Annotated in this window: 16 protein-coding genes; 8 read left to right on the top strand and 8 right to left on the bottom strand. The window is 68.8% G+C overall.

Features of this window, described 5'->3' with window-relative positions; all coding sequences use genetic code 11:
- The first annotated feature begins 208 nt into the window (after nt 1-208).
- The 4 genes from ACFVYR_RS20030 (at nt 209) to ACFVYR_RS20015 (ending at nt 6,236) form a co-directional block, all read left to right on the top strand.
- Nucleotides 209-496, top strand: a complete 288-nt coding sequence (locus tag ACFVYR_RS20030; RefSeq protein ID WP_384260053.1) for a hypothetical protein — start codon at nt 209-211, stop codon at nt 494-496.
- Nucleotides 493-891: a type II toxin-antitoxin system VapC family toxin gene (locus ACFVYR_RS20025; protein WP_384260056.1), complete on the top strand. Its 399-nt coding sequence runs from the start codon at nt 493-495 to the stop codon at nt 889-891. The genes ACFVYR_RS20030 and ACFVYR_RS20025 overlap by 4 nt, the downstream gene beginning before the upstream one ends.
- 192 nt (nt 892-1,083) lie before the next feature.
- Nucleotides 1,084-4,539 (top strand): type ISP restriction/modification enzyme, encoded by a 3,456-nt coding sequence (locus ACFVYR_RS20020; RefSeq protein WP_384260057.1) that lies wholly within the window; start codon nt 1,084-1,086, stop codon nt 4,537-4,539.
- 221 nt (nt 4,540-4,760) lie between these two features.
- On the top strand, nt 4,761-6,236 hold the full coding sequence (locus ACFVYR_RS20015; protein ID WP_384260059.1) for a hypothetical protein: 1,476 nt from the start codon (nt 4,761-4,763) through the stop codon (nt 6,234-6,236).
- A gap of 40 nt (nt 6,237-6,276) precedes the next feature.
- Here the strand turns inward: ACFVYR_RS20015 and ACFVYR_RS20010 are convergent, their stop codons facing one another.
- The 3 genes from ACFVYR_RS20010 to ACFVYR_RS20000 all read right to left on the bottom strand — a co-directional run bounded on the left by ACFVYR_RS20010 (nt 6,277) and on the right by ACFVYR_RS20000 (nt 12,250).
- Entirely contained in the window at nt 6,277-7,620 is a 1,344-nt protein-coding gene (locus ACFVYR_RS20010) for a class I SAM-dependent RNA methyltransferase (RefSeq protein WP_384260062.1), read from the bottom strand.
- A gap of 109 nt (nt 7,621-7,729) precedes the next feature.
- A complete protein-coding gene (locus ACFVYR_RS20005) occupies nt 7,730-9,817 on the bottom strand; it encodes an APC family permease (protein WP_384260064.1) in 2,088 nt (695 codons plus the stop codon).
- 60 nt (nt 9,818-9,877) lie between these two features.
- Entirely contained in the window at nt 9,878-12,250 is a 2,373-nt protein-coding gene (locus tag ACFVYR_RS20000) for an MMPL family transporter (protein WP_384260066.1), read from the bottom strand.
- A gap of 253 nt (nt 12,251-12,503) precedes the next feature.
- Here ACFVYR_RS20000 and ACFVYR_RS19995 point away from each other — a divergent pair, with 253 nt between their 5' ends.
- The 4 genes from ACFVYR_RS19995 (at nt 12,504) to ACFVYR_RS19980 (ending at nt 14,665) form a co-directional block, all read left to right on the top strand.
- On the top strand, nt 12,504-12,836 hold the full coding sequence (locus ACFVYR_RS19995) for an ArsR/SmtB family transcription factor (protein WP_384260069.1): 333 nt from the start codon (nt 12,504-12,506) through the stop codon (nt 12,834-12,836).
- Entirely contained in the window at nt 12,836-13,075 is a 240-nt protein-coding gene (locus tag ACFVYR_RS19990) for a hypothetical protein (protein ID WP_384260071.1), read from the top strand. Before ACFVYR_RS19995 ends, ACFVYR_RS19990 begins: the two co-directional genes overlap by 1 nt.
- Before the next feature lie 244 nt (nt 13,076-13,319).
- Nucleotides 13,320-13,988 carry a TrkA family potassium uptake protein gene (locus ACFVYR_RS19985; RefSeq protein ID WP_356249822.1) on the top strand — a complete coding sequence of 223 codons (669 nt, stop codon included), beginning with the start codon at nt 13,320-13,322 and terminating at the stop codon, nt 13,986-13,988.
- Entirely contained in the window at nt 13,988-14,665 is a 678-nt protein-coding gene (locus ACFVYR_RS19980) for a potassium channel family protein (RefSeq protein ID WP_384260073.1), read from the top strand. The genes ACFVYR_RS19985 and ACFVYR_RS19980 overlap by 1 nt, the downstream gene beginning before the upstream one ends.
- A 171-nt stretch (nt 14,666-14,836) precedes the next feature.
- On the opposite strand, the gene ACFVYR_RS19975 is transcribed toward ACFVYR_RS19980, so the two are convergent.
- The 5 genes from ACFVYR_RS19975 to ACFVYR_RS19955 all read right to left on the bottom strand — a co-directional run bounded on the left by ACFVYR_RS19975 (nt 14,837) and on the right by ACFVYR_RS19955 (nt 20,182).
- On the bottom strand, nt 14,837-15,577 hold the full coding sequence (locus ACFVYR_RS19975; protein WP_384260076.1) for a DUF3159 domain-containing protein: 741 nt from the start codon (nt 15,575-15,577) through the stop codon (nt 14,837-14,839).
- A gap of 3 nt (nt 15,578-15,580) precedes the next feature.
- Entirely contained in the window at nt 15,581-15,979 is a 399-nt protein-coding gene (locus ACFVYR_RS19970; RefSeq protein WP_384260078.1) for an OB-fold nucleic acid binding domain-containing protein, read from the bottom strand.
- A 106-nt stretch (nt 15,980-16,085) separates the two neighbouring features.
- Complete coding sequence (locus ACFVYR_RS19965; protein ID WP_384260081.1) at nt 16,086-16,769, bottom strand: response regulator; 684 nt, start codon at nt 16,767-16,769, stop codon at nt 16,086-16,088.
- A 32-nt stretch (nt 16,770-16,801) separates the two neighbouring features.
- The gene (locus tag ACFVYR_RS19960; protein WP_384260083.1) at nt 16,802-19,348 is read right to left on the bottom strand and encodes an ATP-binding protein; all 2,547 of its coding nucleotides are present in this window, start codon (nt 19,346-19,348) and stop codon (nt 16,802-16,804) included.
- A 165-nt stretch (nt 19,349-19,513) separates the two neighbouring features.
- Nucleotides 19,514-20,182: an ABC transporter ATP-binding protein gene (locus ACFVYR_RS19955; protein WP_384260133.1), complete on the bottom strand. Its 669-nt coding sequence runs from the start codon at nt 20,180-20,182 to the stop codon at nt 19,514-19,516.
- Nucleotides 20,183-20,191 lie beyond the last annotated feature (9 nt).

The following is a 20,191-nucleotide window of genomic DNA, read 5'->3' as shown; positions in this document are numbered from 1 at the left end:
AATCGCCACGCACTCCACATGATGCGTCATCGAAAGATGTGAATCAAAAGCATGTGAAAGGAAACCGCAGGTCAGCGGCGCATCAAGAGCAAAACGGACCCGATGCCGATGTGCACTGTGTGCGCTATGGGCGCTACGTGCGGTCTCTTGACGCACGCTCCAATTTCCGAGGGTCGCCGTATGGCATTAGCAATGCCATACTCGCGTCATGGCTGACGACGACACCGACTTCCCCCCCGGCGACGGGCCCAGCAGCGGCATCTCCGTCTCCCTCACCGCCGGCACCCTCCAGGCGATCCGCGAGCGGGTGGGCAAGCGCGGCGTATCCGCGTACCTGGAGAAGGCCGCCCAACGCCAGATCGAGCGCGACAACCTGGACGAGCTGATCGCCGACTTCGATCAGGCCAACGGCCCCGCCGATCCGGAGGCCGTGGCCAGCAAGAGGGCGAAGCTCAACGGAAGTTCGCCCTCTTCTGACACCGGGGCTGCCGCGTGAGCGGCGCCCTCGTCCTGGATAGCGAGGGCTTGGCAAAGGCCGTTCAGCGCGATCGTGAGGTCCACGAGTGGCTCACCGCCGCCCGCGACGCGGACCTACCCGTCCTCACTTCCACCGCCGTGCTCGTCGAGGTGATCCACCCGAAGATCAACGACGCCGCGCTGAAGTGGACGCTGTCCAGGCTGCGGGTCGAGCCGGTCACCCAGGCCATCGCCCAGTCCGCCGCCACCCTGCTGCGCACGGCTGGCCTACACGGCCACAAGTACGCCATCGACGCCATGCTCTGCGCCACAGCCCTCGCCCAGCCCGGGCGCGTCACGATCCTGACCTCAGACGTCGAGGACATCGCCGCACTCACTGCCAACCACCCGCGGATCGCGACCGAGAAGGTCTAGCGCCGCCAGAGCAAGCATCAGTGCCGAACCTCGCTGACGGTGCCCGACGCCCGCACCACCAGCCCCACGGAATGAAGTTGGGCCAGGACCCCACAGCACACTCACCCTGGGAGGCGCCCTCGACGAGAAGTGATGCCGTGATTACCGTGAGTTGAAGAAGGCGTGGAGGTGTGCTGACCTCGGGGGGGCGGGATGCAGCGCAAGGAGCGGTTTCGGAGAATCGTCAGCGAATTCGGTGCGACGTGTAAGCAGGCGTTGCTGCACGGACAGAAGGAAGCCGCGATCCGCCGAGCAGTCGAAACCCTTCTCGTCGACGCAGCAGGGGTGTTGGGACTGCAAGCGGTCCTCCATGCCGAGGTGGCCGTCGCCGCGCACCGGATACGCCCTGACCTGGCGGTGCGGATTGGAAAGACACCGCGCAACATCGTCGGCTATGTCGAGCTGAAAAGCCCCGACAAGAGCACGATCCATCCCGGCGGCATGAACCAGCGTGATCGCCGTCAATGGGAAGGCATGGCGAAACTGCCCAACCTGATCTACACAAACGGCCAGACCTGGATCATGTACCGCTCGGGTCGGCAGTACGGCGACACCATCCACTTCGAGGGCGATCTGCACAGCGCTGGCTCCCGCCTACGGCTGCCGGTCGCCAGCGAGTCCGCCTTCGAGACGATGCTTTCCGAATTCTTCGGCTGGCAGCCCCACCCGCTGATGTCAATGCGGGAGGTGGTCTCCCGGGTCGCCCCACTGTGCGCACTTCTCCGTGATGCCGTTCACGATCGCCTCGATGCCGAAGCGGGCCTTCCACGCCACCAACGCCCGTTCACCGACCTGGCCTCCACACTCGAAGTTGATCTCTTCCCAACCACGGATGACCGGGACAAGCGCGCAACCTTTGCTGACCGCTACGCACAGTCCGTCACCTTTGCTCTCCTGCTTGCCGGCTCCGACACCACGGAAGGCAACGACACGGCGCTGGTTGGCGTGAGTTTGCACGAGATAGGCCGACGGCTCGGGGATGAGCACTCCGTCATGGGTCGTGCCTTGCAGATCCTCACCGACCAGGTCGAGGGGGAATTCCGCGACAGCCTGGACATGCTCGTCCGCGTCATTGACGCCATCGACTGGAGAAGTGCCCTCGCTGGCGAACCTGGCTTCCACATCCATCTCTACGAGCACTTCCTACAGGAGTACGACGCCGAGCTGCGCAAGGACTCCGGCACCTACTACACCCCGGCCCCACTGGTGACAGAGATGATCCGCCTGGTTGATGAGGTATTGGCGACCACTCTGGACTGTCCGGATGGCTTCGCCGACCCCGGTGTGTCCATCATCGACCCGTCGATGGGAACTGGCACCGGCATCATCGACCTCGTCGCCCGCAAACGGTCCGAAGGTGGCAACGAAGGCTTCCGCGCCGAATCCGTGCAAGAACTCGCAGGCCGACTGATCGGATTCGAAAAGCAGATGGGCGCCTTTGCCGTCGCTCAGATGCGTGTGGGGCAGATGCTCAGGCACCTCAATGCCCGAGTCCGGCTGCGTGACATGCGCCTGCATCTAGCCGACACCCTCGCCGATCCGTGGCGGCCCAGTGAACTCTTCGACCGCTACGGCGCCTTGTGGGGTCCTCTACGTGACGACGCCGAGGCAGCCAGCACCATCCAGCGCAACGAACGCATCACCGTCGTCATCGGCAACCCTCCCCACCGCGAACAGGCAGAGGGCCAGGGAGGATGGATAGAGAAGGGCTCGCTGGGCCGCGGCACCCCGCCCCTGGACGACTTCCGGCTGCGCGGTGCAGCTGGCGTATACGAGAACAAACTGAAGAGCCTGTGCACGTACTTCTGGCGCTGGGCCACCCACAAAGTCTTCGACCAGCACGGCGATCACCGCCACGGCGTGGTCTGTTTCGTCAGCACCGGCGGATTCATCCGCGGCGCCGGCTTCCAGGGCATGCGTTCCTACCTGCGGCGCACCTGCACCGAGGGCTGGGTCATCGACCTCACACCCGAAACCAAAAGGCCCCCGCTCAACAGCCGCTTCTTCCCTGGAGTCCAGCAAGAGTTGGCCATCGCCATCTTCGTCCGCCGACAAGGCGAGCGACAAGACGAACTGGCGCCTGTCCATTACATAGCCGTTCATGGCACCCGCCAGGGCAAAGAGGAGCAACTGCACAACCTGCATATCAACGGGCCTGGCTGGCGCACTTCTCGGCCTGTCGAGCCCGTCCCGTTCACACCTGCTTCCCGGAACGGCTGGGATACTTTCCCAGCCCTCACCGAGCTAATGCCCTGGTGCAAGCCTGGCATCAAGCCCAACCGGAACTGGGTCATCAGTCCGTCCCAAGCCGTCCTGCGCCGACGCTGGAACCGCCTCGTCCAAGAACGCGACCCCGCAACGAAACGAGAACTGTTCAAAGAGACCGGCGACCGCACTCTGGACAAGGAGGCCCTCCAGATCCCTGGACATCCCCACCCATCCATCCGCCTGCGCATCGAGCAAGGCCCTTGCCCCGCTCCGATACGCATTGCCCGCAGGGCCCTGGACCGCCAGTGGCTCATACCCGACGGCCGCGTCATCGACCGCTCGCGTCCCGAGCTGTGGCAGGCCGACATCGACCGCCAAATCTTCGTAGTCGAACAGCACACCCAGCGCCTACAGACCGGCCCGGCGCTGCTCTTCACCGCCCTCATCCCTGACATGCACTACTTCAATGGAAACGGTGGCCGCGTCCTGCCGCTCATGCACGCCGACCGCACCCCCAACATCACCCCAGGGCTGTTACCCCACCTCGCCAACTCTTACGGCCTCGAGCAAGTCCTCCCCGAGGACTTGCTCGCGTATCTCGCCGCTGTCACCGCCCATCCCACCTTCACCGAGCGCTATGCAGACGACCTCAACTCCCTCGGCGTACGCGTCCCCTTGACCTCCGATAGCGACCTCTGGCACGAGGCAATCAGCGTGGGACGCCACGTCTTATGGGCCTCAACATTCGGCGCACGCTGTATCAACCCCGACGACGGCCGCCCGGCAGGCACATCGAACTGGTGGCGGCGCCGGCACCCCGAGATCACGTACGCCCGCGGGGTCGTATCCGACACCCTCCCATCGGCCGTCAGCTACGACAGCGAACACCAGTACCTAGTCATCGAGGGCGGCATCTTCACCGGCGTCACCCCACGCATGCGCAACTACGCCACGGGCGGGCGCAACGTGCTCGACAGCTGGCTCGCCTACCGCAGTGACCGCACCGCCGGCAAAGTAACCAGTGAACTCGACCGTGAGCGCCCCGAGCGCTGGGAACCCGACTGGAGCCGGGAACTCGTTGAAGTCCTTGCCGTACTCAGGCACCTCACAGACCTAGAACCTCAGCAGGCAGAGATCCTCAACCGCATAGTCACCGCCCCCCTGATCGACGTCGCCGAACTCGCCCGACGCCACATTCTCCCGGTACCCGAGCGCGCACAGCACGCTCGTACCGGTCCGGACCATGCATTTCTTCCTGGCATGGACACAGTCGATGGCCAACCGCCAGGCCCTGTTGAGCCTCTATCCCTGCCGAACGACCCCGCAGACACCACGCCGCCCACAGCGCACTCATCTACACACCCCGTCCGGCGCGCTCGGCGGCGTCGCGGTCCAGCCTGACCGTTGGGGCCCAGCCGAGAAGGATGGCCTGTGGGAACGCTGGCTCACCTGGATGTTCGCCCCTGGCCGAGCCGTCCGGTGCTTCATCGACAAGCTGTAGACGAGCCGCCCAGTACACCTCATCCGAACGAAGGTCCCTGACGGCTGCCCCGAATGCCCTCGGAAGCGAAGGGCATTGTCTCCGGAGGGGGCAGCACACCCGGGAATCGCAGGAGGACCACATGCAACAGGCCCTCGACGAGCGGCAGCAGGCCGTGCTCGACTGGGTGGGCCAGGGATGTCCCGACAAAGTCTGGCCGGACAGCACGTACAAAGTCAGCGTGCAGGCCCTGCAAAACCGAGGTCTCGTCAAAATCACCAAACGCCGCGGGCATTGGTCCACCCACCTCGCCGCAAAAGGCCGGCAGCATCTCATCGAACGCGGCATCTGCCTCGCGGATCAGAATGCTGAACCACCTGAGCGAACCGGCCGAAAACCGGCACCGCCACGGCCCAAGAAAGTACCGAAGGCCCGTACGAACTACGCGGACCAGCTCCTCGAAGAACTGGTCGCGAACGATGGCTGCCTCATCAAGCGCATCGAATCCGGCCCACACGCCGTGAACTGGGCATCACGGGTCAGCGCCGCCCGCAAGTCCGGCGAGATCCCCCACACACAGGAGCTCTATGGATACCGCACCCACCGCGGCTACGAAATCAAGCTCGTCGACATCCCCGCCTGGCGCCTCGCCGAACTCACCCCGCTCCCCGTTCCGGCCAGACTCACCAAACCCCACTCCATCGTGGCCGCCCTTCAAAAGCTGCCGCAGCCCATGGGTCTGACCAAACCCATCCAAGACCGAGCCCTGAGCATCATCCAGGCCCTCATCACCGCCACCGAAGCACAAGGCTACAAGGCAGCACTCGGAACCACACAAGGCGCTCCCCCACCCCATCGGCGCCGAAAAGCACCACCGCACTTCACCGTCACCGCCCAAGGCGAAAGCGTCGGATTCCTCGTCCTCCAAGAACAGGACCGCAGCGAACATGTCCCCACCGACAAGGAACTCGCCGACGCCAAGAAGTACTCATGGAAGCGCATCGACCGCTACGACTACACCCCCTCCAATCGCCTGCACTTCATGCTCCGAGGCGGAAACTCGCACCGCGCCAGCGAATGGGCCGATCTCCCCGACCGGTCACTGGAAGACCAACTCGCCGAGATCGCGCAAGAAGTGGGCCTCCGTGGCGAAGCCGCGGAACGCAGACGCCGCGCGGATCAGCTACCCCGCGAGGCAGAGCAACGGCGCTGGGAAGCCGCCATGCAGGAAGCCCGCGCCGCGTACGCCCATAGCTATCGCGTCAAACACCTCGAAGAACAAGCAGACGCCTGGCACCAGACCAAGCGGCTGACCGAATACGTCACGGCCGTACGCGACCACGCCACATCACTGCCACCCGGGCAGGAAAAGACCGAGATCGAGGCGTGGCTCGCCTTCGCGAACGCCCGCCTCCAACACCTCACCGAGTCCGCCGCAGCGCCGAAGGTGCCCACCCCCACCGAAGCCCAGCGGCGACGACCTCAAGCCTTTCCTCAGCCACTGGAGCCCCTACGGGCCCCGCTCCTACTGAGCCGTGACGCTGTCCACGGCGAGCGGCATTTGAGCGTCAAGCCTTTCCTCACGAGCGTCATTTCAGCGTCAAGATATCGCCCGTAACGCCCACAACGCACATAATGCACACTGGACAAAGCGCAGGTCAGGAGCCCTTTGCCGCCGGTTCGAGGATCGCCACGCACTCCACATGATGCGTCATCGGAAACAGATCAAACGCCCGCAACGTCCGCACCCGGTACCCGCCCTCCCGGAAGTACGCCAGATCCCGCGCCAGCGCCGCCGGATCGCACGCCACATACGCGATCCGCCGCGCGCCCAGGCCTGCCAGGTGCTTCACCGTCTGCTTGCCTGCGCCCGCGCGCGGCGGGTCCAGGACGATCAGGTCGACCTCGGTGATGCCGGTGCGCGGGAGGACCGATTCGACCTTGCCCTGTTCGATGCGGACGCGGTCGAAGGACGCGAGGTTGTGGCGGGCGTCCTCCACCGCTCGCTTGGTGGACTCGATGCCGAGCACCGCGCCCTTCTCGCCGACGCGGTCGGCCAGCGCGCCGGCGAAGAGGCCGACGCCGCAGTAGAGGTCGAGGGCCGTGTCGCCCTTGCGCGGGGTCAGGCCCTGCATGACGGCGAGCATCAGCGTGTCGGCCGCCTTGGGGTGGACCTGCCAGAAGCCGCCGTTGCCGACGCGGTAGGTGCGGCCGTCGGCGCGTTCGCGGACGAAGGGGCGGCCGTGGACGCGGTGGATGCCGCCGTCCTGCTCGGCGACGCGGAGGACCGAGACCGGCTTGTTGAGTTCGACGATGGGGAGGCGGGCCCCGGGCTTGGGGGCCAGGACCACCTGGCGGTCCTGTGAGCCCGTCGCCGCGATCGCCTCGATCGACGCCATGCCGGACCAGTCGCGCTCCTCGATGCCGAGTTCGGAGACGCCCTCGGCGGCGATCATGCAGTGCTCGATCGGCTCGACCTCGTGCGAGCGGTGCCGGCGCAGGCCCGCGTTGCCGTCGGCGTCCACCGCGTACTGGACGCGGGTGCGCCAGGAGGGGACCTCGCCGGGCGGCAGCTTGTCGCCCTCCGCCGGCATGACCGTGCCGTCCCAGCCCGCTTCCTCGGGGGTGAGGCCGGCCAGGCGCTGGAGCTGTTCGGCGATGACCTCGCCCTTGAGGCGGCGCTGTGCGCCCGGCTTCGCGTGCTGCCAGTCGCAGCCGCCGCAGCGGCCGGGGCCCGCGTAGGGGCAGGGTGCCTCGACCCGGTCCTTGGAGGGGTCGAGGACCGTGACCGCGTCGGCCCGGAGGAAGCGTGCGCCCTCCTCGCCCTCGGTCACGCGTGCGACGACCTTCTCGCCGGGCAGCGCGTGCCGTACGAAGAGGACCTGGCCCTCGTCCGTACGGGCGATGCAGTGGCCGCCGTGTGCGACGGGGCCGATCTCGACCTCGTACTCCTGGCCGACCAGCGAGTTCCCCGCCTGCGGATTCTTCGGTTCTGCCTGCATGGCGGGGTGACTCCACAACGTAAAAGAGGAACGGCCGGACAACAGCCCACCAGTCTACGTGGGTGTCGTCCGGCCGCTTACCACAGAGCCGGGGCGGAGCCGCGTGGCGCTACGCCTTCCTGCTCGGCTCCTTCTTGTTCGGCTCCTTCTTGCCGTTCTGGTCCTTGGGGCGCTTCGCCCGCTCCACCGGGCCGCGCCGCACCGCGCCCGGCGCGTTCCACTCCGACCGCCTGCGGGCCCGCTTCTTCGCCGCCTCGGAGGAGTCCAGCTGGTACGGGACGGAGGTCACCATCACGCCAGGCGTGAAGAGGAGGCGGCCCTTGAGGCGCAGGGCGCTCTGGTTGTGGAGCAGGTGCTCGTACCAGTGGCCCACCACGTACTCGGGGATGATCACGCTGACCACGTCGCGCGGGCTCTCCCTGCGCAGGTTCTTGACGTACTCGATGATCGGGCGGGTGATCTCGCGGTACGGCGAGTCGAGGACCTTCAGGGGGACCGTGATGCCGCGGCGCTCCCACTCCTCCTTGAGGGCCTTGGTCTCCGCCGGGTCGACGTTGATGCTGAGCGCCTCCAGGTCGTGCGAGCGCATCAGCTTCGCGTACGAGAGGGCGCGCAGCGTCGGGCGGTGGATCTTGGAGACCAGGACGATCGAGTGGACGCGGGAGGGGCGCACGCTCTCCTCGCCCGGGGCGTCGGGGGCGGCGATCTCCTCGGCCACGCGGTCGTAGTGGCGGCGGATCGCCGTCATCGTCACGTAGAAGATGCACATGCCGAGCAGCGCGACCCAGGCACCGTGCGTGAACTTGGTGACGAGGACGACGACCAGCACGAGGCCCGTGAAGAAGGCGCCGAAGGTGTTGATCGCGCGGGAGCGGATCATGTGGCGGCGCTTGTTCTGGTCCTTCTCCTTGGCCAGGTGGCGGTTCCAGTGCCGGACCATGCCGATCTGGCTGAGCGTGAAGGAGACGAAGACGCCGACGATGTAGAGCTGGATGAGGCGGGTCGAGTCCGCGCCGTAGATGACGACGAGGAGCGCCGCCGCGCCGGCGAGCAGCACGATGCCGTTGGAGAACGCGAGGCGGTCGCCGCGGGTGTGCAGCTGGCGCGGCAGGTAGCGGTCCTGCGCGAGGATCGAGCCGAGCAGCGGGAAGCCGTTGTACGCGGTGTTGGCCGCGAGGAAGAGGACCAGCGCGGTGGCCGCGGCGAGGATCATGAAGGGGAAGCTGCCGTGGCCGAAGACCGCCTCGGCGACCTGCGAGATGACGGGGTTCTGGACGTAGTCCGAGCCGACCGGGACGCCGTTGTGGAGCAGGTCCTTCGTCGGCGCCTCCGACATCCGGACCTTGGTCACCATGGCGAGCGCGATGATGCCGCAGAACATGGTGACGGCGAGGCCGCCCATGAGCGCGAGCGTCGTCGCGGCGTTCTTGGACTTCGGCTTGCGGAAGGCCGGGACGCCGTTGCTGATCGCCTCGACGCCGGTGAGCGCCGCACAGCCCGAGGAGAAGGCCCTCAGGAGGAGGAACACGAGCGCGAAACCGGCGAGGCCCTGGTGCTCGGGCTTGATCTCGTAGTCGGCGGTGGGTGCCTTCATGGTGTCGTCGAGGACGATGCCGCGGAAGGCGCCCCACGCGATCATGATGAAGACGCCGGCCACGAAGACGTACGTCGGGATGGCGAAGAGCTTCCCGGACTCCTTCACGCCGCGCAGGTTCATCACCGTGAGGAGCACGATGACGACCACCGCGCACAGGACCTTGTGCTCGACCACGAAGGGGACCGCGGAGCCGAGGTTCTCGATGCCCGAGGTGATCGACACGGCGACGGTCAGGACGTAGTCGACGAGCAGGGCGCTGGCGACGGTGAGTCCGGCCTTGGGGCCGAGGTTGGTGGTGGCGACCTCGTAGTCGCCACCACCGCTCGGGTAGGCGTGCACGTTCTGTCTGTACGACGCGACGACGGTGAACATCAGCACCACGACCGCGACGGCGATCCACGGGCTGAAGTGGTACGCCGAGACACCCGCGATGGAGAGGACGAGAAGTACCTCGCCGGGCGCGTACGCCACGGAGGAGAGCGGGTCGGACGCGAAGACGGGGAGTGCGATGCGCTTCGGCAGGAGCGTTTCTCCGAGCCGGTCACTGCGCAGTGCGCGCCCGATGAGGATCCGTTTGGGCACGTCGGTCAGTTTGGACACGCAGAGGATCGTAAGCGTTCGAATGGGGGCGCGCCCACCCACCACCCCCAACTTCACCGGTTATCGGCCTTGTGCGATCCTGCGCTGCTCCTCTTGCCAGGCCGAATGCTCCGGAGAGGGGCCCGGAACGTGGGCCGAAGTGTGTCCCGAGGCGTGAGCCGGGGCATGGGCCGGGGCGTGGGCCGGAGCCTCGTACCGCTGCGCGAGCCGGGCCTCGGCGCGGCGGATCGCGCCGGAGGGCCACCAGGTGGCGCGTCCGAGGAGGAGCAGTGCCGCGGGCAGGATCATGACGCGGATCACGAAGGCGTCGAGCAGGACGGCGGCCGCGAGGACGAAGCCCATCTGCTTCATCTCCAGGATGTGCAGCATGACGAAGCTCGCGAAGACGCTGACCATGACGAGCGCGGCGCTGGTGACGACCTTGGCGGAGGACGCGATGCCGTCGAGGACCGCCTGCCGCGTGGGCACGCCGTTCAGGGCGGCCTCGCGGATCCGGCTGACCACGAAGACCTGGTAGTCCATCGAGAGCCCGAAGAGGATCACGAAGAGGAAGAGCGGGACGCGCGAGGAGATGCCGTCGAGCGAGTCGAAGGAGAGCAGCCCCTCCGCCCAGTCGCCCTGGAAGACGAGGACGAGCAGCCCGAGCGCGGAGCCCGCGGAGAGCAGGTTGAGGGCGGCGCCGAGCAGTCCGAGCACGACGGAGCGGAACGCGAACACCGTCATGACGAAGGTCATCAGGAGCAGGAAGCCGAGGACCAGCGGCAGCTTCTGGTTCTGGTGTGCCACGTAGTCCACGCCGCGCGGGACCTCACCGGTGACGGCCGTCTCGACGCCGGGCAGTTTGCCGACGGTCGCGGGGATGTAGTCGTCGCGGAGGTGCTCCAGCGAGTCTTCGGCGTTCTTCGAGTACGTGGGGTGCGGGGCGTTCAATTCGAGCACGGTGGTCCTCCGGTCCTCTGAGGAGCGGAGGAGCGGCGCACGGGAGGAGTTCGGCGCACCGGAGGAGTTCGGATGCGAGAGGTGCGAGAAGAGCGGGTCGGCCCCCGCGGCGCGGTCCAGCTCCGTCAGGGCCTCGCGCACCTCACCGGCCTGTGAGGCGTCGCCCCGCACCACGACGAGGTGCCGGACGCGCAGCTCCGGGAAGGCGTCGAGCAGCCGGTCGTACCCCTTCATGGCCGGGATCTCCCGCGAGAAGCTGTCCCGCGCCGGGTTCTTGAGGTTCATGTTCAGTGCGGGTAGCGCGAGGCCCAGCATGACGAGGACGGAGAGGCCCAGGGTGAGCGCGGGGTACTTGCGGGCCGGGGTGAGCAGGGCGGTCCAGACGCGGCCGGGGCCGCCCGACCCCTTCTCGCCGTACGTCCGGACGGGCTTGCCCTTGGCCAGGCGCCGGGCCGCGCGGCGCTCCGTGCGCCGGCCGAGCGTGACCAGCAGGGCGGGCAGCACGGTCACCGAGCTGATGACGGCGACGGCGACGACCAGGATGGTGCCGGTGGCCAGTGAGTCGAAGATGACGTCGCGGGCCAGGAAGAGCGCGGTGGTGGAGACGATCACGGCGATTCCGGAGACCACGATGGCGCGGCCCGCCGTCGCGGCGGCGGCCTCGACCAGGGCTTCGGAGGTGAGGCGGCCGCCCGCCCTGGCCCGCTCCTCGCGTTCGCGCTTGAGGTAGAAGAGCGTGTAGTCGACGCCGACGGCCATGCCGATGAGCAGGATCATGCTCATCCCGACGCCGGTGTCCGGCAACAGGTGCGAGGCCAGCATCGCCAGGCCCATCGTCGCCATGATCGAGGTGACGGCGAGCAGCACCGGCACGCCGGCCATGAGGACCGAGCCGAAGACCACGGCGAGCGTGATCAGCGTGATGGGCAGCGTGATCGCCTCGGAGAACTGCAGGTCCTCGTCGCGCTGGTCGTCGACGCCCTTGCTGACGGAGGCGTCGCCGGTCTCCTCGATGACCAGGCCCGGGTGGGCCTTCGCCGCCTTCTCGGTCTCGGCCTGGAGCGGCGGGACGTTCTTCTGGTCGTCCTGCTCGGAGCCGTTCAGCTCCACCTGGACCCGTAGGACGCGGCCGTCGGCGGAGCGCGCCGGGGGCGCCACCGCGGCGACCTCGGGCAGGGCCCTCATCCGGGCGGTGATGTCCTTGACGGCGGCGTCGGCCGCCGCCTTGTCGAGCCGGCCCGAGGCGGCCCGGATCAGTACGTGCTCCGTGGACCGCGGCGGGATGCCGCCCTCGGTCGCCAGGGCCTCGGCGCGGCCCGCCTCGCCGACCCGGAAGTCCTGCGAGGTCGCGCTGTTCATGCCTGCCGCTATTCCGCCCCCGAGGCAGAGCGCCACGAAGACCAGCCAGCCGATGATCGCCCGGCTCGGGTGCAGCGCGCTCCAACGGGCCACGCGCACCGTGACCGATCTTTTCCGCTTCCTCGTGTCCGTCATTTCGGTTCCCCCTGCTCCGACTTTCCCGGCTGTTGCCACGCCCGCTCCCCCGTCCGCCTCAGCACGTCTCGCGCTTCAGGCTCGCTCTTCGTGTTCGTGCTTCAGGTTCGTGCTTCATGTGTCAGCTGAGACTGACAGGTGAAGGATTGGGCCGTCAACTGTCATTCACGACTGCTTCGGCGCGCGTTGACAGCGGAACCCGTCATGCGTAAGCCTTGACTGACAGGTTTCGGGACCAGCACGAAGGCGGGCCATGGACAGCGAGGAGCTACTGGCCTTTCTCGCGGCGGTGGGCCACGCGCAGCGCCTGCGGATCATCGGCGAGCTCTCCGCGGGACAGCTGTACGTCAGCGAGCTGGCCCGGCGGCTCGGGGTCTCGCGCCCCCTGCTCTACATGCATCTCGAACGCATGGAGAAGGCCGGCCTCGTCGTCGGCCGCCTGGAGCTGTCCGACGACGGCAAGGCGCTCAAGTACTTCGAACTGGCCCCGTTCGACGTGCGGTTGAACGTCGATACGATCGTCGCCGCTCTCCGGCAGAATCCGCCGGACGAGGACGAGCAGCACTCACCAAGGGGGACGTCCTAGTGGAAGACGTGATCATTCCGGTCGCCTTTTTCCTGATACTCGCCGGCGCGGTCGTCGCGGTCGCGTACTTCCAGACGCAGCGCAACAAGGAGCGCGACCGTCAGTACGCCGAGGCCATGCAGGGCTACCGCGAGGCCGTGGAGCGCGCCAGGTCCGAGCAGGAGGCGACCCGCCTGCAGCTCGTCGAACTCGGCCACCGGCTGCAGAACGTCGAGGGTCTGCTCCGCAGCGTGGACTGACCGGCCCGCGTCAGCGTGGACTGACCGGCCCGCGTCGGCGTGGACCGACCGGCCCGCGCGGGCATCCCGCGCCGGGCCTCTCGCGTCCACGCGGGTGAGTGCGTGGACCCGGTTGCGGCTTAAGCTCGTCTCTTGGCAACGCCGCACGCTGTTGCCCCGTGGTTGCCAGCAGAGTGAGAGAGAAGAGTGAGCACGATGTTTTCGCAGGTCAGCGGGTTGACCAGGAGTGCGGGGTAAAGAACAGGTGCACATCGTCATCATGGGCTGCGGGAGAGTCGGGTCCGCTCTCGCGCAGAATCTCGAACAACAGGGGCACACGGTCGCCGTGGTCGACCAGGACCCGACCGCCTTCCGCCGCCTCGGCTCCGGTTTCGGCGGCCGCCGGGTGACCGGCGTCGGCTTCGACCAGGACACCCTGCGCGAGGCCGGCATCGAGGAGGCGGGCGCCTTCGCGGCCGTCTCAAGCGGCGACAACTCCAACATCATCGCCGCCCGCGTGGCCCGCGAGATGTTCGGCATCGAGAACGTCGCGGCCCGCATCTACGACCCGCGCCGCGCCGAGGTCTACCAGCGCCTGGGCATCCCGACGGTCGCCACGGTCCGCTGGACCGCCGACCAGATGCTGCGCCGGCTGCTCCCGTCCGGCGCCGAGCCGCTGTGGCGCGATCCCACCGGTGGCGTGCAGCTCGCCGAGGTGCACGCGTCCGCGGCCTGGATCGGACACAAGATCAGCCAGCTCCAGGAGGAGACCGGCGTGCGCGTGGCCTTCCTCACCCGGCTGGGCGAGGCGGTCCTGCCGACCTCGCAGACGGTTCTGCAGGAGGGCGATCTCGTGCACGTCATGATGCGCACCGACCAGGTCGACAAGGTCGAGGCGGCGTTCGCCGAAGGCCCCGAGGAGGGCGGTCACTGATGAGGGTCGCCATTGCCGGAGCCGGCGCGGTGGGCCGCTCCATCGCCGGTGAGCTCCTGGAGAACGGCCACGAGGTCCTTCTCATCGACAAGGCGCCGACCGCCATCTCGGTCGAGCGCGTCCCGCAGGCCGAGTGGCTGCTCGCCGACGCCTGCGAGATCACGTCCCTGGACGAGGCGGCGCTGCAGCGCTGCAACGTGGTCATCGCGGCCACCGGCGACGACAAGGTCAACCTCGTCGTCTCGCTGCTCGCGAAGACCGAGTACGGCGTGCCGCGCGTCGTCGCCCGCGTCAACAACCCCAAGAACGAGTGGCTCTTCAACGAGTCCTGGGGTGTCGACGTCGCGGTCTCCACGCCGCGCCTGATGTCCGCGCTCGTCGAGGAGGCGGTGAGCGTCGGCGATCTGGTGCGGCTGCTCCGCTTCAGCCACGGCGACGCGAACCTCGTCGAGCTGACGCTGCCGCCGGAGTCGGCCCTCGCGGGTACGCAGGTCGGCGACGTCCAGTGGCCCGAGGACACCTCGCTGGTCACGATCATCCGCGGTACGCGCGTTCTCGCGCCCACCGCGGACGACTCGCTCGAGGCGGGTGACGAGCTGCTCTTCGTGGCGGCGCAGGCTCGGGAGGAGCAGTTGGAGGATCTGCTTTCGGTGCGGCGTGAGGTGACGGGGGGCTGAGGCCGCCCCGGCCGGCTGTACGTCGATGGGGGCGCCCGGTGATTTCCGGGCGCCCCCATCGGCTTTGCGTGCGTTGCGTGCGTTGCGTGCTTGCTGCGGGTGCGTCGTGGCTGGTCGCGCAGTTCCCCGCGCCCCTGAAGGGCGCTCCGCGCCCCCGAAGGCCCGCCTCGCTCAGGCGTCCCGGCGTTCCCTGGTCCGCTCTGCCTCGCGCTGCTTCTCCGCCTCTTCCTGCGCTTCCATTTCGGCGAAGACGTCGATCGGGGGCGGGGCCTTCGCGAGGAAGACCCAGGTGAGGTAGACGGCGAGCAGGAAGGGGGGGATCTTGAGGGCCACCAGGACCCAGCCGAACTGCGTCGTGTCCGCCCACCAGTACAGCGGGAAGAGGATCGCGCACTTGGCGAGCAGGATCAGGCCCCAGGCCCAGCTGGCCTTCGCGTAGGCCTTCTTGCGGCCGGGGTTGCGGGTGCGCCAGGAGAGGTTCTCCTTGAAGACCGGGCCGAGGATGAGGCCGATCAGGGGCACGCCCGCGAGGGTCGTGATCATGTAGGCCAGGGCGAGGCCCAGGGTGTAGAGCATGCCCGGCAGGTAGAAGTCCTTGGCGTTGCCGGTCATCATCGCGAAGACCACACCGAAGACGACGCCGAAGACGCCGCTGAAGGCGTGCTTGACGGTGTCCTTCATGACCAGGCGGACCGCGACGAGCACCAGGGACACCGCGACGGCCGCGATGGCCGACATGTGCAGGTCCTTGTTGATCGTGAAGATGGTCACGAAGAGCAGGCCGGGTACGACCGTCTCCACCATGCCCCGCACGCCGCCGAAGGCTTCGAAGAGCGCTGCCTCGGTCACGGCCCTGGAATCGGCGTCCTGATCCGCGGTCCCTTGGTCCGTCGGCTTGTCGAGGGACGTCACCGGCTACTCCCGTCCGAGGGGTCTGAGTTCGTACTTGGGGTTGAAGAGCACCCGGCGGCCCCGGCTCTCCGAGATCCGGCCGGATGCGATCAGCCTGCGCCCCGGTTCGATTCCCACGATGGAGCGCCTGCCGAGCCACACCACGTCCAGCGCCGCCGAACCGTCGAACAGCTCGGCCTCCAGGGCGGGAACCCCGGCGCGCGGACGCAGGGTGACCGTGCGCAAGGTACCAGTAACGGTGACGATCTGGCGGTCGCGGCAGTCGCCGATGCGGACGCAGCCCGCTGTCTCGGCGTCCTCCCTCAGCTCCTCCGACTCCAGGTCCTCCTGCGAGGAGGAGAGCCGGTCGAGCATGCGCCGGAAGCGGCCCGCCGGCCTTTCGGAACCAGGAACAGCACTCATACAAGAAGCGTACCGGGGTACGCCGACACTGCGGAAAGCGGTGCGCTCATCTGTGCTTATGTCCGCTCAGTACCCGCTGTGACGCACCCTGAAGCAAGTAATCCGGTCACTTCTCGAACCGGTACCCCATGCCGGGTTCCGTGATGAAGTGCCGCGGGTGCGCGGGGTCCGTCTCCAGCTTGCGGCGCAGCTGCGCCATGTAGACGCGGAGGTAGTTCGTCTCCGTGCCGTACGAGGGCCCCCACACCTCCTGGAGCAGTTGCTTCTGGCTGACCAGCCGGCCGGTGTTGCGCACCAGGACCTCCAGGAGGTGCCACTCGGTCGGGGTGAGGCGGACGTCGCGGCCACCCCGGTTGACCTTCTTGGCGGCGAGGTCGACGGAGAAGTCCCCGGTGTCGACCAGCACGTCCCCCTCGCCGGGCCCGGTGGGCTCCGCCCTGCGGACGGCGGCGCGCAGCCGGGCGAGGAGCTCGTCCATGCCGAAGGGCTTGGTCACGTAGTCGTCGGCGCCCGCGTCCAGCGCCTCGACCTTCTCGTCCGAGCTGTGCCGGGCGGAGAGGACCAGGATCGGGACGCGCGTCCAGCCGCGCAGGCCCCTGATGACCTCCACACCGTCCATGTCGGGCAGACCGAGGTCGAGCACGATCACGTCGGGGTGGCGGGCGGCCGCCACCTGCAGCGCGGTCGCGCCGTCGGGGGCCGAGTCCACCTCGTACTTGCGCGCCTTCAGGTTGATCACGAGGGCGCGTACGATCTGCGGCTCGTCGTCGACCACGAGCACCCGGGTCATGCTTGCCTGCCTTTCTGGCTTCTGGTTCGCGGTCACGAGGTGACCTTGGCCGAGAGCTCGGAGCGGGTCTGCGGCCGTCCGGCCGCCGCCCGCAGGGTGAGGACCATGGTGAGGCCGCCGCCCGGGGTGTCCTCGGCGGCGAGGGTGCCGCCCATGGACTCGGCGAAGCCGCGGGCGACGGCGAGGCCGAGGCCCACCCCGGCACCGCGCGGAGCGTCACCGTAGCGCTGGAAGGGCGCGAAGATGCGGTCCTTGGCGCTGTCGGGGACGCCGGGGCCGCGGTCCACCACGCGGATCTCGACGCGCTCGCCGAGCGCACTGGCGGAGACCTTGACGGGCTCCCCGTCGGGCGCGTACTTCACGGCGTTCTCGACGACGTTGGCGACCGCGCGCTCCAGGAGGCCCTTGTCGACGGCGACCATCGGCAGCGTCTCGGGTATGTCAAGCTCCGCGCTGCCGTCGGGTACGCCGCCGAGCGCCATCGGGACGACCTCGTCGAGGTCGATCTCGCGGATCAGCGGGGTGACGGTGCCGGTCTGCAGCCGGGACATGTCGAGCAGGTTGCCGACCAGGTGCTCCAGCCGGTCGGCGCCGTCCTCGATGCCCTCCAGGAGTTCGGCCTCGTCCTCCTCGGACCACTCCACGTCGTCGGAGCGCAGCGAGGAGACGGCCGCCTTGATGCCCGCGAGCGGCGTGCGCAGGTCGTGGCTGACGGCGGCGAGCAGGGCGGTGCGGATGCGGTTGCCCTCGGCGAGGGTGCGGGCCCGGTCCGCCTCGGACTGCAGGCGCTGGCGGTCCAGGACGACGGCGGCCTGCGCGGCGAACGCGGCCAGTACGCGGCGGTCCGCGGCGGGCAGCACCCGGCCGGAGAGGGCGAGCGCCATGTGGTCGCCGACGGGCACGTCGACGTCGGCGTTCTCGGGGCGTTCCAGCGGGCGGCCGTCGCCCGCGCTGCCCGCGCAGGTCCAGGGTTCGGTGTCGCTCGCGCGCTCCAGGAGGGCCACGGACTCCATGGCGAAGGTCTCGCGCACCCGTTCGAGCAGGGCCTCCAGGCTGGTCTCGCCGCGCAGCACGCTGCCGGCGAGGAAGGAGAGTATCTCCGCCTCGGCCCGGAGCCTGGCCGCCTGCGCGGTGCGCCGGGCCGCGAGGTCGACGACGGAGGCCACCGACACCGCTACGCCCACGAACACGGCGATCGCGACGATGTTCTTGTTGTTGGAGACCGTCCACAGGTGCAGCGGCGGCGTGAAGTAGTAGTTGAGCAGCAGCGAGCCGACGGCCGCCGACGCGAGCGCCGGGAGGAGCCCGCCCACCAGCGCGGCGGCGATGGTGAGCGTCAGGAAGAGCAGCATGTCGTTGGCGAGACCGAGGTCGGTGTCGGCATGGGTGAGCAGCAGCGTCAGGAGCGCGGGCCCCGCGACGCCGACCAGCCAGCCCCAGATGACCCGGGAGCGGCCCAGGCGGGCCCCGCGCGCGACGGGCAGCCCGCGCCCCTTGGCGACCTCGCCGTGCGTGACGATGTGCACGTCCAGGTCGGGGCCCGAGTCGCGGGCGACGGTCGCGCCGACGCCGGGCCCGAAGACGTACTGCCAGGTCTTGCGGCGCGAGGAGCCGAGGACGATCTGGGTGGCGTTGACACCGCGCGCGAAGTCGAGGAGCGCGGCCGGTATGTCGTCGCCTATGACGTGGTGGAAAGTGCCGCCGAGATCCTCGACGAGGGTGCGCTGGACGGCGAGTTCCTTGGGGGACGCGCCGGTCAGACCGTCGCTGCGGGCGATGTAGACGGCGAGGATCTCGCTGCCGGAGCCCTTGGCTGCCATCCGGGAGGCGCGCCTGATCAGCGTGCGCCCCTCCGGGCCGCCGGTCAGTCCGACGACGATGCGCTCGCGGGCCTGCCAGGTGGAGCGGATGTTGTGCTCGCCCCGGTACTGCTGGAGGTATTCGTCGACGCGGTCGGCGACCCAGAGCAGCGCGAGCTCGCGCAGCGCCGTGAGGTTGCCGGGCCGGAAGTAGTTGGAGAGGGACGCGTCGATGCGGTCGGGCTGGTAGATGTTGCCGTGCGCCATGCGGCGGCGCAGCGCCTCGGGCGACATGTCGACCAGCTCGATCTGGTCGGCGCGGCGCACCACCTCGTCCGGCACGGTCTCGCGCTGGCGTACGCCGGTGATCGACTCGACGACGTCGCCCAAGGACTCCAGGTGCTGGATGTTCACGGTCGAGACGACGTCGATGCCGGCCGCGAGGAGTTCCTCGACGTCCTGCCAGCGCTTGGCGTTGCGCGAGCCGGGGACGTTGGTGTGGGCGAGCTCGTCGACCAGGGCGACGGCGGGGGCGCGCTCCAGGACCGCGTCGACGTCCATCTCGGTGAAGGCCGTGCCGCGGTACTCGAGCTCCTTGCGGGCGACCTCGGTGAGGCCGCGCAGCATCACCTCGGTGCGCGGCCTGCCGTGGTGCTCCACGAAGGCGACCACGCAGTCGGTGCCGCGCTCGGTGCGGCGGTGCGCCTCGGAGAGCATGGCGTACGTCTTGCCGACGCCCGGTGCCGCGCCGAGGTAGATCCGAAGCTTGCCGCGTGCCATGGCCCCATTGTCTTTCGGAAACTGCTGTGTACGCAGCGTCGACCTTACGGCCAACAATTCCGGCATTGCGGGCGAGGGGGTACGGCGGGGCGCTCCTTGACAGAACCCTGATGCGCGACTGCCCCACCCGTGGGCGGTCCGCGGGCGGTCTTCGGGCCGCTCGGATCAGTGTTCGACGATCTCGCCGTCGCGCAGTTCGAGGACCCGGTCGGCCAGGTCGAGCAGTGTCGCGTCGTGGGTGGCGACCAGGGCGGTGACGCCCTCGCTGCGGACGACCGCGCGCAGCAGCTCCATCACGGCGAGCCCGGTCTCCGCGTCGAGCTGCCCGGTGGGCTCGTCGGCGATCAGCAGGGCGGGCTTGTTGGCGAGGGCGCGGGCGATGGCCACGCGCTGCTGCTGGCCGCCGGAGAGCTCGCCGGGCCGCTGCCCCGCGTGGTCGGCGAGGCCCACGAGGGCGAGGAGGAGGGCGACGCGCTCCTCCCGCGCGCGGGGGTCGGTCCTCCGCAGCCGCAGGGGCACGCCGACGTTCTCGGCGGCGGTGAGGATGGGGATGAGGCCGAAGGACTGGAAGATGAAGCCGAGCCGGTCCCTGCGCAGCTCCAGCAGGCCGCTCTCGCCGAGCCCCGCGAGCTCGACCCCGTCGACGGCGATCTTCCCGTGGTCCGGAGAGTCGAGGCCGCCGACGAGGTTGAGCAGCGTCGTCTTGCCGGATCCGGAGCGGCCCTTCAGCGCGACGAGCTCGCCGCGCGGGACGGAGAAGGAGAAGCCGCGCAGGGCGTGCACGGCCGCGGCTCCGCTGCCGTACGTCCGGTGGAGGCCCTCGACGACGACCATGTCCCGCGC

The sequence above is a fragment of the Streptomyces sp. NPDC058284 genome, assembly GCF_042881135.1.
Classification (GTDB): Bacteria; Actinomycetota; Actinomycetes; order Streptomycetales; family Streptomycetaceae; genus Streptomyces.
The sequence above is the reverse complement of the archived record's forward strand: the minus strand, read 5'-3'. Positions and strand labels throughout refer to the sequence as shown.